At 65.2% G+C, this 13,944-nt stretch carries 14 protein-coding genes; 7 read left to right on the forward strand and 7 right to left on the reverse strand.

Annotated elements, in window-relative coordinates; translation table 11 throughout:
• Position 1 precedes the first annotated feature (1 nt).
• Together Q9246_RS12325 and Q9246_RS12330 are read left to right on the forward strand one after the other, a co-directional pair.
• Complete coding sequence (locus Q9246_RS12325) at positions 2–958, forward strand: alpha/beta hydrolase (RefSeq protein WP_306397830.1); 957 nt, start codon at positions 2–4, stop codon at positions 956–958.
• 122 nt (positions 959–1,080) lie between these two features.
• Positions 1,081–1,488 (forward strand): hypothetical protein, encoded by a 408-nt coding sequence (locus tag Q9246_RS12330; RefSeq protein WP_306397831.1) that lies wholly within the window; start codon positions 1,081–1,083, stop codon positions 1,486–1,488.
• A gap of 67 nt (positions 1,489–1,555) precedes the next feature.
• Here Q9246_RS12330 and Q9246_RS12335 read toward each other — a convergent pair whose 3' ends face one another.
• On the reverse strand, positions 1,556–2,371 hold the full coding sequence (locus Q9246_RS12335) for a transporter substrate-binding domain-containing protein (RefSeq protein WP_306397832.1): 816 nt from the start codon (positions 2,369–2,371) through the stop codon (positions 1,556–1,558).
• 59 nt (positions 2,372–2,430) lie between these two features.
• The gene (locus Q9246_RS12340) at positions 2,431–3,540 is read right to left on the reverse strand and encodes a Gfo/Idh/MocA family protein (RefSeq protein ID WP_306397833.1); all 1,110 of its coding nucleotides are present in this window, start codon (positions 3,538–3,540) and stop codon (positions 2,431–2,433) included.
• Positions 3,541–3,694: 154 nt separating this feature from the next.
• Here Q9246_RS12340 and Q9246_RS12345 point away from each other — a divergent pair, with 154 nt between their 5' ends.
• Positions 3,695–4,657, forward strand: coding sequence for an SMP-30/gluconolactonase/LRE family protein (locus Q9246_RS12345; protein ID WP_306397834.1), 963 nt, complete (start codon positions 3,695–3,697; stop codon positions 4,655–4,657).
• Positions 4,658–4,661: 4 nt separating this feature from the next.
• Here the strand turns inward: Q9246_RS12345 and Q9246_RS12350 are convergent, their stop codons facing one another.
• Positions 4,662–5,063: a hypothetical protein gene (locus tag Q9246_RS12350; protein ID WP_306397835.1), complete on the reverse strand. Its 402-nt coding sequence runs from the start codon at positions 5,061–5,063 to the stop codon at positions 4,662–4,664.
• A gap of 130 nt (positions 5,064–5,193) precedes the next feature.
• On the opposite strand from Q9246_RS12350, the gene Q9246_RS12355 reads away from it, so the two are divergent.
• Complete coding sequence (locus tag Q9246_RS12355) at positions 5,194–6,087, forward strand: alpha/beta hydrolase (RefSeq protein WP_306397836.1); 894 nt, start codon at positions 5,194–5,196, stop codon at positions 6,085–6,087.
• Positions 6,088–6,090: 3 nt separating this feature from the next.
• Here the strand turns inward: Q9246_RS12355 and Q9246_RS12360 are convergent, their stop codons facing one another.
• From Q9246_RS12360 to Q9246_RS12375, 4 genes are all read right to left on the reverse strand, one after another.
• Positions 6,091–6,552 carry a metallophosphoesterase family protein gene (locus Q9246_RS12360; protein WP_306398161.1) on the reverse strand — a complete coding sequence of 154 codons (462 nt, stop codon included), beginning with the start codon at positions 6,550–6,552 and terminating at the stop codon, positions 6,091–6,093.
• Between the two features lie 6 nt (positions 6,553–6,558).
• On the reverse strand, positions 6,559–6,849 hold the full coding sequence (locus Q9246_RS12365) for a DUF378 domain-containing protein (protein ID WP_306397837.1): 291 nt from the start codon (positions 6,847–6,849) through the stop codon (positions 6,559–6,561).
• 112 nt (positions 6,850–6,961) lie between these two features.
• A complete protein-coding gene (locus Q9246_RS12370) occupies positions 6,962–7,579 on the reverse strand; it encodes a YcbK family protein (RefSeq protein ID WP_306397838.1) in 618 nt (205 codons plus the stop codon).
• Positions 7,580–7,717: 138 nt separating this feature from the next.
• A complete protein-coding gene (locus tag Q9246_RS12375) occupies positions 7,718–8,242 on the reverse strand; it encodes a GNAT family N-acetyltransferase (protein ID WP_306397839.1) in 525 nt (174 codons plus the stop codon).
• Between the two features lie 204 nt (positions 8,243–8,446).
• On the opposite strand from Q9246_RS12375, the gene Q9246_RS12380 reads away from it, so the two are divergent.
• The 3 genes from Q9246_RS12380 (at position 8,447) to Q9246_RS12390 (ending at position 13,940) form a co-directional block, all read left to right on the forward strand.
• Positions 8,447–9,466: a sulfate ABC transporter substrate-binding protein gene (locus tag Q9246_RS12380; RefSeq protein WP_306397840.1), complete on the forward strand. Its 1,020-nt coding sequence runs from the start codon at positions 8,447–8,449 to the stop codon at positions 9,464–9,466.
• 289 nt (positions 9,467–9,755) lie between these two features.
• On the forward strand, positions 9,756–10,706 hold the full coding sequence (locus Q9246_RS12385) for a serine hydrolase (protein WP_306397841.1): 951 nt from the start codon (positions 9,756–9,758) through the stop codon (positions 10,704–10,706).
• A 270-nt stretch (positions 10,707–10,976) separates the two neighbouring features.
• Complete coding sequence (locus Q9246_RS12390; RefSeq protein WP_306397842.1) at positions 10,977–13,940, forward strand: caspase family protein; 2,964 nt, start codon at positions 10,977–10,979, stop codon at positions 13,938–13,940.
• Positions 13,941–13,944 lie beyond the last annotated feature (4 nt).

Raw genomic sequence — 13,944 nt, forward strand, 5'->3', positions numbered from 1 at the left:
GATGGCGACCACCACCTTGCACATCCGTTTGCGCGCCGTGGCGGCCGCCTGCCTGCTGGCTGTGGCCTCGCACGCCGCGGCCCAGGACGACGCCGCCCTGCGCAACGCCGTCCTGCTGGGCCACGAGACGGCGGCGGACACCAATATCACCTACCTGCGCGCGAGCGGCCAGGACCTCAAGCTGGATGTGTACTGGCCCTGGCGCGACCAGAAGGCGCGCCTGCCCGTGGTGATCAATTTCCACGGCGGCGGCTGGGTCGCGGGCAGCCGCGAGGGCCGCACGCTGTCGATGCTGCCCTATCTGCAGATGGGCTTTGCCGTCGTCAATGTGCAATACCGGCTGGCGAACGTGGCGCTGGCCCCGGCCGCGGTCGAAGACACGCTGTGCGCGTTGCAATGGGTCGGACGCAATGCCGAGCGTTACCGCTTCGACCTGGACCGGGTCGTCACCACCGGCGATTCGGCCGGCGGCCACCTGGCGCTGGCCACGGCCATGATTCCGGGCGATTCCCCGTTCGCAAACCAGTGCGCCTCGACCGAACCGACCTGGAGCGGCCCATACAGGAACGCCGCGCCGAAGGTGAAGGCGGTCGTCAACTGGTATGGCATCACCGACGTGGCCGACATGCTGCAGGGCCCGAACACCCGCTCGTATGCGGTGGCCTGGTTCGGCAGCCTGCCGGGACGCGCCGCGCTCGCGAAAGACTTGTCGCCCTTGAGCCACGTGCGCGCCGGCGGCCCGGCCGTGTTCACAATCCACGGCGATGACGACAAGCTGGTGCCCTATGCCCATGGTGTGCGCCTCAAGAGCGCGCTCGACAAGGCAGGCGTGAACAACGTCTTGCACACAGTCAAGGGTGGCGGCCATGGCGGTTTCAACCCTGAACAGCAGGTCGCCATCTTCAGCGAAGTCCAGGCCTTCCTGCGCCAGCAGGGCCTCCTCCCGGCGTCCCGCTGACTTCCGCTTTTACTGCTGACTTTGTCCGAGTTTTCCTACGCGGCCTCCGCCAATCCTCCGATTGGCAGGGGCCGCGATCGGCGTAGCATGGGTCTTCCAGACACCCGAACCAGGAGGCCAATATGGCTGAAAACAAAGGACATGGAGACAAAGCGCCGAATTATCCCGACATCGATGAGATGGGATCGGCAGCCAACCGGGCCGGCCAAAGTGCCGGTAATCAACAGAGCGCTGGCAAACAGCAACAAGCCGGCAAGCAGCAGGATCGCGATAATCAGAAGCAATCCATTGGCCAGCAGTCCGGCCAACAGCAGGGTAGCGGCAAGCAGCAAGACGTCGGCAACCAGCAGAGCGCCGGCGGACAACGGCAGAACCAGCAACAAGGCGGCCAGCATGCATCGGGCGGAACGCCCGCACTGGACGACCTGAATGCCGACCTCGACAGTCGTAACCGGGGGTCGCTGGGCAACGCCGCCCAGCAGATGGACCAGACGCGCGGCTGGGACGGCAAGCAGGACAAGAACCGTTGATGTGGCCATCGGCCACGCATGGCGCGGCCCGCAGTGCGGGCCGCGCTTTTTCATGCGCGCTCGCTGGCTAGCGCGCGGCGCTGCTGGCGTCCACGCCGAACCACTTGAGCGACAGGCGGCGCAGGCTGCCATCGCGGCGCGCCTCGGCCAATGCCGTGTCGACCGCTGCCTTGAATCGCGGACTGTTCTTGCGGAAAGCCACCCCGATGCGCACCACCTTGCCCACCCGCGGCCCGGCCTTGATCGGCAGCGCCGAATTCTTCAGCAGATAACTCACCATCAGGCTGTCGTCGAGCGACGCGTCGATGCGGCCGAAGGCCAGGTCTTGCAGGTTCTCGGGCACCGCCGGATAGCTCTTGACCACGATGCCCGCAACCTCCTTTGCCCGCTGTTCGAACACGCTGCCCTGGCGCACGCCCAGCCGGCGCCCCTTGAGGTCGTCCAGGTGGCGGTACGTGGCGCGCTCGTTCATGCGCACGATCAGCTGGAAGCCCGAGTAGGTATAGGGGATGGAAAAATCGTAGGCCCGCTCGCGCTCCGGCGTGATGATCACCTGGCTGATGGCCGCGTCAACCTTGCCGGATGACACCGCCGGCAAGACGGCGCTCCATTCGGTGAGCACGAATTGCGGCTTGAGCTTGAGCCGGCTGGCCACCAGGCGCGCGACCTCGATGTCGTAGCCGGTCAGGTTGCCGGTTTTCGGATCCTTGAAATTAAAGGGGGGATAAGTGCCTTCGACGGCGATGCGCAGGGCGCCGCGCGCCCTTGCCTCGTCCATCAGGTCCGCCGCCTGCGCGCCAGACATCCCGCTGGCGGCAAATGCCGCCGCCACGGCTGCGAGCGCAAACCGGCGCCGCCCCTTCCTTGTTACTACCTCGACCATCTAACTTCACCCCGAACCACGGTTAATGGCCCTTTATAACCGAAAAACACGGTCGGTGACTAGCTTATGACGATTCGTTTCTGTTCGCGCGCCGAGCGGTAGACGGCCTCGATGATGCGGATGTCGCGCAAGCCTTCTTCTCCCGGCACGATGGTCTCGCGATTTTCCTTCACGCATTGCGACATATGGTCGAGCTGGCCCACCCACTGGTTCGCGTACGGCCCCGGCGGCGGCGTGACCAGGGTCTTGTCGCTGCGCTCGCCGCCGACCCACATGCGCTGGCCGCTGTAGGCGGTGGCCGGTTCCAGTTCGATCCGGCCCTTGTCGCCCATCAGGATGAACTGGTTGCGGTTGGCGCTGTACATCGACATGCACGAACCGATGACGCCGGACGGGAATTCGAGCTGGAAGTCGATCATGTCTTCCACCTCGCGGAAGCGCGGGTCATTGCGGTCGGTGGTCTCCCTGGCAAACACGGCGGTCGGTTCCTCGCCCGTCATGTAGCGCGCCGCCTGCAGCGCATAGATGCCGATGTCCATCAGCGAACCGCCGCCCGACTGGGCCTTCTTCATGCGCCAGGTGTTGGGGTCGCGCGCGATGAAGCCGTGCTCGGAACGGAAGTAGCGCAGCTTGCCGATGGCGCCGCTGCGCGCCAGGCGGATCGCCTCGACGTTGTGCGGCTCGAAGCGCGAGCGGTAGCCCAGCATCAGTTTCTTGCCAGCCTTGCGGCAGGCGGCGATCATCTGCTCGCACTCCGCCACGCTGACCGCCATCGGCTTTTCGCACATCACGTGCTTGCCGGCCGCTGCCGCGCGGACCGTGTATTCGGCATGCATGAACACGGGCAGGCAGATGTAGACGATGTCGATGTCCGGATTGTCGCGGATGCTGTCGTAGTTCTGGTAGTTGTAGATGCCGCGTTCGGGCACGCCATATTCGGCCGCGACCTTCTTCGCCTTGGCCGGATCGCCGCTGACCAGCGCGACCAGTCGGCTGTGCTGGCATTCCTTGAACTGGGGGATGATGCGGCCCAGGCCATAGCCGCCCAGGCCGACGATGGCATAGCCCAGCTTGCGCCCGGGATTGGCCCAGGCCGGCATACCCACCGCGCCCGCAGCCAGCACGCCGCCCGCGGCCATCACCAGGCCGCGCCGATTCAGGTCGATCATTCACGTCTCCTCGTAGAATTATTCGTTCGAATGCCGTGCCGGCCCATCGGCGCCACGGGCTACAATCGCTTTCTTGATCAGGATACAATTGATCCGATTGAAATGATAGCGTTAACACCGCGCCAGGCCAAATACCGACAAGGAGACCATGCCGATGACCCGACCTTCCCGCCCTGCCCCGATTTCGTTGTTTCTTGGGCGCGCCCTGCTCGCCGCCGGCGTGGCCGCCGCCCTGCCTGCCGGGGCGCTGGCCGCCACGTGCGGCGGCAAGCCGCCCTCGGGCGAACTCAAGGCCGAGCGGATCGCCGCGATCAAGCCGTCGCGCAGCGAGCCGGGGCTGTACGAGGGGCCGGTATGGATCAAGGATGCACTGTATTTCTCGGATTTCAGCTTCGGCGAGGGCTTTCCTTCGCGCGTACGCAAGTTCTCGCCCGACGGCGCGGTGAGCACGGCACTGGAGGATGCCGGCAGCAATGGCCTGGCAGTCGACGCCAGCGGCGCGCTGGTCGCCGCGACCCACAAGTACAAGGCGATGTCGCGCTATGACCTCGCCAGCGGCAAGCGCGCGAGCATCGCCACGCGCTACCAGGGCCAGGTCTTCAATTCGCCGAACGATATCGCGATCGCGGCCGACGGCACGATCTATTTCACCGACCCGGATTACCAGAAGGCCGCGGCGCCCGGCGGCCAGCCGGTGACCGGCATCTACCGGATCGCCACAGATGGCACGGTCACGCTGGTCGACGGCACGCGCAAGAATCCGAACGGGATCGCGCTGTCACTGAACGGCGACATCCTGTACGTGAACGCGAGCGACGGCGCGGTGCGGGCCTATCCGATCAAGAATGGCGTACCGCAGCAGGGCCACGACCTGATCAAGGGCATCGAGAATGGCGACGGCATGACGCTCGACTGCCATGGCAACCTGTATGTGACTGAACACGGGCCGAAGCGGGTGCGCGTGTTCACGCCGCAGGGGCGCGAGCTGGCCACGATCCGCGTCGATGCCAATGTCACCAACGTCGCCTTCGGCGGCGCCGATGGCAAGACCCTGTACATCACCGGCGCCGGCGCCGTGTGGCAGCTGCGGCTGGATGTGACGGGCTTGCCCTACTGACGTATTACCAGGCGCGGCGGCCGGCCGCGCCGAAGTTGTGGCCGGTCACCAGCGTGGTGCTCTCGACCAGCATCGACAGGCCCAGGATCAGCTGCACCAGCCGATCGTCCGGCAACACCCAGATCTGGCCGCGCGGCTGCTCAGCATCGGTGGCGGCCGTGATCAGGGGGGCGATCCAGGCTGCATCCTGGTCGACGTCGAGCACGATCGCATCCTCCAGGGTCTGCATATGGACGGTGCCGCCCGGGGCCAGGGTAAAGCAGATGCCCACACCGGTCTCCTGGGGCCGGATCAGCTCTTGCATGGCGGCATTGTGTTCGTCGATCCAGAGTTCGACGTCCTGCGGCGTCTCGAGCGGCGTCCAGGGGCGGGGTTTGAAGCGGGGCGGGTCGGACGGATGGGTCATGTGCTGCACGGTTGATGGAACGGACCGTATCTTACGGGATTTCGACTGCCTGCGCGCGGTCTCCGCTAGGACTTTCCTGCTGCGTCTAGCTGTGTGACAATGTTGAACGACAACAACAAAGGTCTCGAAGGTGAAAGCAGTCCTCGCCGCTATTATCCTGTCCTGTTCCACGCTGGCCGCCGCGGCCACCCCAGTTCCCTATACCCTCGCCAATACCGAAGTGCGCGACGTGCGCGCCGGCAGCCTGGGGCGCGACTACCAGGTCTTCGTCGCCCTGCCGGATTCGTATTCAACCAGCAAGCGTAGCTACCCGGTCGTGTTCGTCGTCGACGCCGATTATGCGTTTCCGGTGGTGCGCAATATCGCTTCGCGCCTGAGCCGGCACGCGGACATGGAAGAAGCCATCGTCGTCGGCCTGTCGTATGCCAAGGGCGATGCCGCCGTCTTCAGCCGCCGCCGCGACTACACGCCCACCACGCCGCGCAAGCATGCCTACCGCTCCGACATGCCGGGCCGGGCGCCCGCCTTCGGCGAGGCATCCGCCTATGGGCGCTACCTGACCGGCGAGGTATTCCCCTTCATCGCACGCCACTACCGCGCCGACATGGCGCGCAAGATTTTCGTGGGCCATTCCTACGGCAGCCTGCTCGGCCTGCAGATGATGCTCGATGCGCCGCGCAGCTTCGAGCACTACGTGCTCGGCAGCCCGTCGCTGTGGTTCGATGCCGGCATCATGTTCGATCGCGAACAGGCTTATGCGGCGCGTCACAAGGATTTGCCGGCCAGCGTGTTCTTCGGCATCGGCAGCCTGGAGACGCTGGCGCCAGGCAAGAAGCGCTCGCGTTCGGAAGAGGATGCGGACATGGTGGCCGACCTGCGCGAATTCGATGCGCTGTTGAAGGGACGCGGCCACAAGAACCTGCACACCCGCCTGACCGTGTTCGCCGACGAAGACCATGCGAGCGTATTGCCGATGGTGGTCACCCACGGCTTGCGCAGCTATCTGTCCAGCGAGACGAAATGAGCTTCAGGACACATCGAGCGTGAGCAGCCGTGCGTCGACCTGGCCGCGGCCGACCAGCAGTTCGCCGACCGACACCGGCAAGGTAAAACGGCGCCGTCCGGCGCTGCCAGGATTGACGTAGAGCACGCCGCCACGCTCCTCGCAGGCCGGCTTGTGCGAATGGCCGGCAATGACCACGCGCACGCCCTGCGCCGCCGGGTCGATGGCGAGTTCCTTGAGGTCATGCAGTATGTGAATGGTGATACCGCCCAGGCTCAGCGTGGCGGTCTCGGGCAAGGCTTGCGCCCACTCCCCGTGGTCGTTATTGCCGCGCACTGCCGTGAGCGGCGCCACTTCGGCGAGCCGGTCGAGAATGGCCGGGTCGACGATGTCGCCGGCATGAACGATATGGCTGCTGCCCCGCAAGAAGTCAAGCGCCTGCGGGCGCAGCAGACCGTGCGTGTCGGAAATCAGGCCAACACGAATCGACACTCAGTGCCGCTTGCTGCTGGCCATCTTGGCCGTGGTATAGATCGAGTACAGCGCGGCCAGGCCCACCACCACATACACGATGCGGGTCAGCGCGGTCTCGGGACCGAAGAGCGTCGCGACCATGTCGACCTCGAACAGGCCGACCATCGCCCAGTTGAGACCGCCGATGATCAGGAGCGCCATTGCGATATAGTCGACGGCCGACATGGCCGAGCGCTCGCGCGCGTGGACGTTGACGCGGCGGTCGGGGATCGACCGGCGGTCCATGGTTGGTGCATTGATTGTTGCCATCACAGCCTCCTTGGAAAAGACGTGGGACAGCCGGGGTTGCCTGCCCCGGCACTTGACAACCATACTATCCCAAGTTACCGGACACGCTCGCACGCATCGGTAACAGGCTCCGTCACCCCTTCCAGGACCGCTCGAGCCCCGTATCGGCATGGATCCAGCCGCCGCGCGGGCCGGAGCGGTAGTAGTAGCCGACCCCGCCGCCGCGGAAGCTCTTGATCAGGCCGCCGAGCACTTCCTCGTTCAGCCCGGCGATGCGGATGTCGGCCGCCTTGCCCACCATGTGCAGTGACTGGCGCGCGGCCGGGATGCCCGCCTCGCGCAGGCGCTTGTTGGATTCCGGCGAGCGGTAGCCGGACAGGATCTCGAGCGGTTGCAGCAGGCCGTAGCGGGCAATGAAGGCCTGGGTGCTCCACAGCATCTCGAGCAGCTTGGGATCGATCTTCGCGGTGGCCTTGCCGTTGACGTCGCGCAGCAGGTGGCATAGCTGCTCGTAGGCGGAATCGATGACTTCGCCATCTTTCCAGTACAGCACGCTCGCGCGTTCGCCGCTGGCCGGACGGGTCACGGACAGCGTGCGCGGCTTGACCCAGAAATCCAGGTCGAGCGCCTGCGAATCGAACAGGTCGGGCGGCGGTTGGAGATCGGTGGCGACGGCGGCCAGCGGCGCCCCGAGGGCGCCCAGCGCGGCCAGGCGGGCGCTGTGATGAAGAAAGTCTCTGCGTGAAGCCATGGGTGCGGATCCGTTACTCGACAATTGCGATAGTCCGTACTATAGCGTATCCGACAAGCATGCAGAAGTGTTCACGAAGCGTGCAAATGTTATCGGTTTGTTGCGGGTTTGCTGCAAGTACGCGCAGGACGCGCGTATTTATTCGCCGCAGTTGCAGAAGCGCTTGCGCGCCGCCGGATCGCAGGCGCCGTCCAACCGCTTCCACAGCAGGTCGCACTCGAGGCCGAAGCAGGCTTTCTCCTTGCCGGCATTGATATAGCCGTGACGCTCGAAGAACAGGCTGGCGCCGGCCGGGCTGTGCAGGTGCAGCTTGCTGATATTCCAGTCCCGCGCCTGCCGTTCCACCGCATCGAGCAGCGCGCGGCCGACGCCGCAGCGCAGGGCCTCCGGCAGCACATAGCACAGCGCTACCTTGCCGGCTTGCGTCAACAGGGTCAGGCCAACCAGTTCGCCTTCGCTCTCGGCGACCATCGCATAATTGGTGGGCGAAGCAAACCAGGTGACGACGTTGGCCGGCGTCTTGTTGCCGAGCCAGGCGTCGAGCACGCTGGGCTGGTCCTGGTGGTCGGCGCGGCAGCCCTCTTCGATCGAACGGCGCAGCAGGGTGCAGGCGGCCGTTGCATCGTCAGGGACAGCCCTGCGGATTTCAATACGCGTGGACATCAATCATCTATTTGAAAACAGTCATGAACGAACGATGACGCGGCATCGCACGGCCTCGACTATACACCGAAAGTAAGAGACCCTGCTGGCGACACGGACAAGCGTGCCTGCCGCATAACCATATGACGAAACTATCGTTCCGTTTGTCGCGTGGATTAGGGAACATGCACTCTGTCACTACAACTTCCAAAGCGAGAAAAAACAATGCGCGACACCACCCCGAACACGCTGCGCCGCTCCCTCCTGGCACTGGTCCTGGCCGCCGGCGGTGCACTGCCTCTGCAGGCCAGCGCGGCCGACGCCGAACTGCTGAACGTGTCCTACGACGTGGCGCGCGAACTCTACAAGGAAGTGAATCCCGCCTTCATCGCCGCCTACAAGCAGCAATCCGGCCAGGCCGTGACCATCAAGCAATCGCACGGCGGCTCGAGCAAGCAGGCGCGCGCCGTGGCCGACGGCCTCGCGGCGTCGGTGGTCACCATGAACCAGGCGAATGACATCGACATGCTGGCCGAGCGCGGCCTGGTGGCAAAGGACTGGGCCAAGAAGTTCCCGAACAATGCAGCGCCCTACTACTCGACCATGGTGTTCCTGGTGCGCAAGGGCAATCCGAAACAGGTGCGCGACTGGCCGGACCTGGCGCGCCAGGGCGTGGCCGTGGTCATCCCCAACCCCAAGACCGCGGGCAATGGCCGCTACACCTACCTGGCGGCCTGGGGCTCGGTGATCAAGAAGGGCGGCAACGAGGCCCAGGCACGCGAGCTGGTCGGCAAGATCTTCAAGAACGTGCCGATCCTCGATGGCGGCGGTCGCGCGGCCACCACCACCTTCACCCAGCGCCAGATCGGCGACGTGCTGGTGACCTTCGAGAACGAAGTCAGCATGGTGCGCCAGGAATTCGGCAACGATTTCGAAGTCGTTTACCCGTCCAGCTCGATCCTGGCCGAGTCGCCGGTGGCCGTGGTCGACAAGGTGGTCGACCGCCTCAAGCTGCGCCAGCCGGCGACGGCCTACCTGAACTTCCTGTACACGCCACAGGGCCAGGAAATCGGCGCCAAGCACTTCATGCGCGTGCGCTCGGAAGCCGTCATGAAGAAATATGCCGCCAATTACAAACCGATCAGCCTGTTCACCGTGGACGAGGTGTTCGGCGGCTGGACCGCGGCCCAGAAGCGCCACTTCAACGATGGCGGCGAGTTCGACAAGATCTACCAGGCCAAATAAGCCGGCCTGAACCAACCAACAGCCCCGCCGCGTGCGGGGCTGTTTTCGTTTGGCTCACATGAATTGGTCAGTCGACATTTCTACATGACATCAGTTGTTAATCCTTGCCACCAAAGACGTCACATTTCTGCGAAAGAATGGCTTCCCATAGGGGAATTTGCTTGTGCGCCATAGACATGCAGCTCGCCTAAATGCTATTGTCCATACTCTAGTTGCCCTAGAGATAGATGTTGATCTCGCGCCTAGTGGCGCGCTGGCATTCAACCTCCACCCAATCCCAGACAAAAGAATGATCAAGAAACTGTTAGCAACGGTCCTGATGACGATGTCGGCTGCGGCATTCGCCGTGCCGTTCGGTTCGCAGTCGGTGCTCGTGGTCGACGACGAAACCGGCAAGATACTGCTCGAGAAGAACGCCGATGCCGTGATGCCGATTGCCTCGCTCACCAAGCTGATGACGGCGATGGTCGTGCTCGACGCCAAGCTCGACATGGACGAGCAGATCGAGATCGACCGTGAAGACGTCGACCGCGTGAAATTCAGCAGCTCGCGGGTGCCGGTCGGCGCCAGCATCGCGCGCCGCGACGTGCTGCACCTGGCCCTGATGTCGTCGGACAACCGCGCCGCCGCCGCCCTCGCCCGCACCTTCCCAGGCGGCAAGGAAGGCTTCAAGGCCGCCGTGCGCCGCAAGATCCAGGCGCTGGGCATGACCCAGACCGAGATCGAGGAACCGACCGGCCTGTCGCCCCACAACCGCTCGAATGCGGGCGACCTGGTCAAGATGGCGGCCGCCTCGCAGCGCTATCCGGAAATCGTCCGCATGACGACCGAGACCAAGGAAATCATCGACATCAACGGCCGCGGCGTCGAGTACCGCAATACCAACCGCCTGGTCGGCGCCAAGGGCTGGGACGTCGGCCTGTCGAAAACCGGCTTCACCAACGAAGCCGGCCGCTGCCTGATCATGAACATCACCGCCGCCGGCAAGAAGGCGACCCTGGTGCTGCTCAATGCCAGCGCCTCGTCGGCGCGCGTGATGGACGCGCTCAATATCCGCCGTTTCATCACCGGCGACGAGCCGGTGGCCAGGGTGGCGCGCGCCGCGGGCGGCCCGCGCATCAAGGCCAGCGCCGGTGGCTCGAAGGCCAAGGCCCGCGCCAAGTCGAAGAACAGCAAGGCCAAGGCGACAAAGAAACGCACCTCGGCCAAGGTCAAGGCCACGCGCAAGCGCCGCGACTGAGCGCATCGCCACGATGTATCCGAAGGGGGCCGCAAGGCCCCTTTCTCTTTTCCAGCCGCTTCATCCACCCACACCAGTCACGCGGTTGACAATCTCCCGGAAGACGTAGCAGCCTCATCGTGCAGTTTTTGCAACGGAATAGGTATATTTACGTTGCCTTAATATTACTCAAAAAAGTGAGACTAATATTGCACGGTCACACGACGAATTCGATTTGCGCGCTTCAGCTCGCCGTTTAGCGGCGCTGTATTCCCAACCGAAGGAGACGCCATGCCCGCCCCGTTCAAGAAGATCACCCTGGAACAATTCGCCGAACTGCTGGCGAAGTTTCCGTTCAAGCGCAAGATCAACGCCGTGCACATGCACCACACCTGGCGTCCGAATCATGCGCAGTATCGCGGGCATGACTCGATCCTGGCGATGTGGCGCTATCACACGCAGCAGAACGGCTGGTCGGACATCGCCCAGCACCTGACGATCGCGCCGGACGGCGCCATCTGGCTGGGCCGTGACTGGAACCGCCCGCCAGCCAGCGCCGCCGGCCATAACGGCAATGCGCAGGCCGGCCCGTTCATGTTCGAGATGATCGGCGACTTCGACGACGGCAAAGATCCGTTTCAAGGCGCGCAGCGCGACGCTGCCTACGAAGTAATCGCGCGTGTCCAGCACCGCTTCGGGCTCTCTCCGGGGACCCTGCAGCTGCATAATATGATGTCGTCCAAGACCTGTCCGGGCTCTGGCATCGACTACCAGACGACGCTGAGCGAAGTCACGCAGTGCCATACACGGATCATCGGCAAGCCGCGCGGCGCGGCGCGTCCTGGCGGCGCGCCCCAGCCCGGGCAGATCATCCTGCGCGACGTCGTCGACGAGTCGATCGAGAGCCTGCAGCGCGCTACAGTGAACAGCGTCGACCCGTACGACGCCGAACCCTGCCTGCATCGCGATGGCCACCCCGAAGTAGAAGAAGCGCGCGGCGATGGCGCGCGCGGCCTCGGGTACACCGCAATAAAAGCCCTGCGCCCGCACGTCGTCAACCTGCGCATGGGCCTGTTTTCGTCGAGCGGGGAATGGACGACCACGATGCAGGACGTCGATGCGATCTTCGACACCCACCTGCCTGCCGCCCTGGAGGCCGCAAGGAAAAAGGGCCGCACGCTCAAGCTCATGCTGTATGCCCACGGGGGCCTGAACAGCGAGGAGAGCGCCCTGGCCAAGACCGCGGAACTGGTCAAGTGGTGGTCCGCGAACGACATCTACCCGATCCACTTCGTCTGGGAGACCGGCCTGGTCGAGACCCTGGGCCAGATGCTGGAACGGGCCGGCCGCAGCCGCGACCTCGAGGCCCGCAACTTCTTTTCGGACCACGTCAGTGACCCCGTGATCGAAGCCTTCGTGCACCGCGCCGGCGGTGTCCAGATCTGGAACGCGATGAAGTGGAGCGCCCAGCAGTCGTCTTCACCCAATGCCGTGGGCGGCGCCGCCATGGCCGACGGCATGACGCCGGGCGGGGCCTGGTACGTCGCCGACAGACTGGCCGCTCTGTGCAAGGCGCACCAGGACATCGAGGTCCACGCCTGCGGACATAGCGCCGGTTCGATCTTCCACGCCTGGTTCATCCCGTGCGCGCTGCAGCGGGGCGTGCCGAAATTCGACAGCCTGCACCTGATGGCGCCCGCCGTCAGGGTCGACCTGTTCCGCCAACAGTTGCAGCATCGCATCGGCGCCGGCATGGGCATCGACTCAATGACGATGTACACGATGGAAGACAGGTTCGAAAAAGACGACGATTGCGGCAGGGTGTACCGCAAATCGCTGCTGTACCTGATCCACTACGGCCTCGAGCCCGAACGGCACGAGCCGATCCTCGGCCTGGAACGCAGCGTGCTCGCCGATGCCGGCCTGCGGCAGCTGTTCGGTCTCGATGGCGGCCAGGGCGCCGCCACCGTGATCTGGTCCGACAATGGCCTCGAGCGCGGGGACAGCGCCAGCCGCTCCCGGACCCATGGCGGCTTCGACGACGATCCTGCCACGATGGGCAGCATCGCCCGCCGCGTGCTCGGCAAGTTCGACACCGGCGCCATCGCCGAGTTGCCGCGCTCCAGGCAAGCGGCCAATCCCTGGCGCACGCCGGCCGATGTGTGGGCCGACACCCTGGCCGAGCACGGATTCGAACTGCCGAACTTCGCGCTGCCCGACCCGCCGCCGGCGGTCAATGAATCGCCGTTCGCTGGCGTCTACCCTCCCCAGCCTGCAGTGCAGCCCCTGTGGCAGCCTTCGGCCGCAGGCAACGGCGGCGGCCGGCGCACCGCACTATGCGTCGGCATCGACGACTACCCCACCGCACCGCTGGCCGGCTGCGTCAACGATGCGCGGGCCTGGGCCGGCGCCCTGGCGCGGCTGGGCTTCGAGATGCCGCAGCTGCTGCTCGACCACCAGGCGACGCGGGTCGCGATCGTGCGCCACCTGACGGCGCTGGTGGAGCGGAGCGAGGCCGGCGACGTGATCGTGTTCCAGTTCGCCGGCCACGGGACGCAGGTGCCCGACCTCGACGGCGATGAACAGGGCGGCGACACGCCGGGCGAAGACGAGGCCTTGTGCCCGCACGACTACGCGAGCGGCGAGCTGCTGATCGACGACGACATCCGGGCAATCTTCGAGCGGCTGCCGGAATGCGTCAACCTGACCTGCTTCTTCGACTGCTGTCACTCCGGCACCATCACCCGCTTCGCCTTCGGCAGGCCGGGAGCCGCGAAGCCGGCCGGCACGCGGGCGCGCTTCATTCCCGCCGACCGCAGCCTGATTGCGAACTTCGTGGGCCGGCGCCGCGCCACGATGACGCGCGGCGCCGCGGTCGGCAGCCTCGATGCCATGCGCGACGTGGTGTTCTCGGCTTGCCTGTCGAGCGAGCTCGCGCTGGAAAGCGACGGCCACGGCGATTTCACGCGCCACGCCTTGCAAGTCCTTGGCCAGGGCACGGCCGGGATCAGCAATGCGGCCTTCGCCGATCGCATCACCCAGGCCTTCGGCCCGTCGCCGCGCCAGCATGCCAAGCTGTATAGCAGCGACAATATGCGCGCGGCCGCCCTGCTGCTGCCGATATGCCCTTCGGCCCGGCCCGTTCCGGCCGGCGGACGCGCGCTCACGGCGATGCTCACCGCGCGTGAACGCGCCGAGGTAGCGAGCCAGTATCTGCGCGAGAGCGCCGATGCCGCCCGGCCGCTGAAGGTCTAGCACG

The sequence above is a fragment of the Telluria beijingensis genome (genome assembly GCF_030770395.1).
In the GTDB taxonomy this organism is placed as follows: domain Bacteria; phylum Pseudomonadota; class Gammaproteobacteria; order Burkholderiales; family Burkholderiaceae_D; genus Telluria; species Telluria beijingensis.

Excerpts from the sequence above, each read along its gene's own strand:
- Q9246_RS12390 (WP_306397842.1), top strand. The coding sequence starts at position 10,977 with ATGCCCGCCCCGTTCAAGAAGATCACCCTGGAACAATTCGCCGAACTG.
- Q9246_RS12335 (WP_306397832.1), bottom strand. The coding sequence starts at position 2,371 with ATGGTCGAGGTAGTAACAAGGAAGGGGCGGCGCCGGTTTGCGCTCGCA.
- Q9246_RS12325 (WP_306397830.1), top strand. The coding sequence starts at position 2 with ATGGCGACCACCACCTTGCACATCCGTTTGCGCGCCGTGGCGGCCGCC.
- Q9246_RS12385 (WP_306397841.1), top strand. The coding sequence starts at position 9,756 with ATGATCAAGAAACTGTTAGCAACGGTCCTGATGACGATGTCGGCTGCG.
- Q9246_RS12340 (WP_306397833.1), bottom strand. The coding sequence starts at position 3,540 with ATGATCGACCTGAATCGGCGCGGCCTGGTGATGGCCGCGGGCGGCGTG.
- Q9246_RS12380 (WP_306397840.1), top strand. The coding sequence starts at position 8,447 with ATGCGCGACACCACCCCGAACACGCTGCGCCGCTCCCTCCTGGCACTG.
- Q9246_RS12350 (WP_306397835.1), bottom strand. The coding sequence starts at position 5,063 with ATGACCCATCCGTCCGACCCGCCCCGCTTCAAACCCCGCCCCTGGACG.
- Q9246_RS12365 (WP_306397837.1), bottom strand. The coding sequence starts at position 6,849 with ATGGCAACAATCAATGCACCAACCATGGACCGCCGGTCGATCCCCGAC.
- Q9246_RS12345 (WP_306397834.1), top strand. The coding sequence starts at position 3,695 with ATGACCCGACCTTCCCGCCCTGCCCCGATTTCGTTGTTTCTTGGGCGC.
- Q9246_RS12330 (WP_306397831.1), top strand. The coding sequence starts at position 1,081 with ATGGCTGAAAACAAAGGACATGGAGACAAAGCGCCGAATTATCCCGAC.
- Q9246_RS12375 (WP_306397839.1), bottom strand. The coding sequence starts at position 8,242 with ATGTCCACGCGTATTGAAATCCGCAGGGCTGTCCCTGACGATGCAACG.
- Q9246_RS12370 (WP_306397838.1), bottom strand. The coding sequence starts at position 7,579 with ATGGCTTCACGCAGAGACTTTCTTCATCACAGCGCCCGCCTGGCCGCG.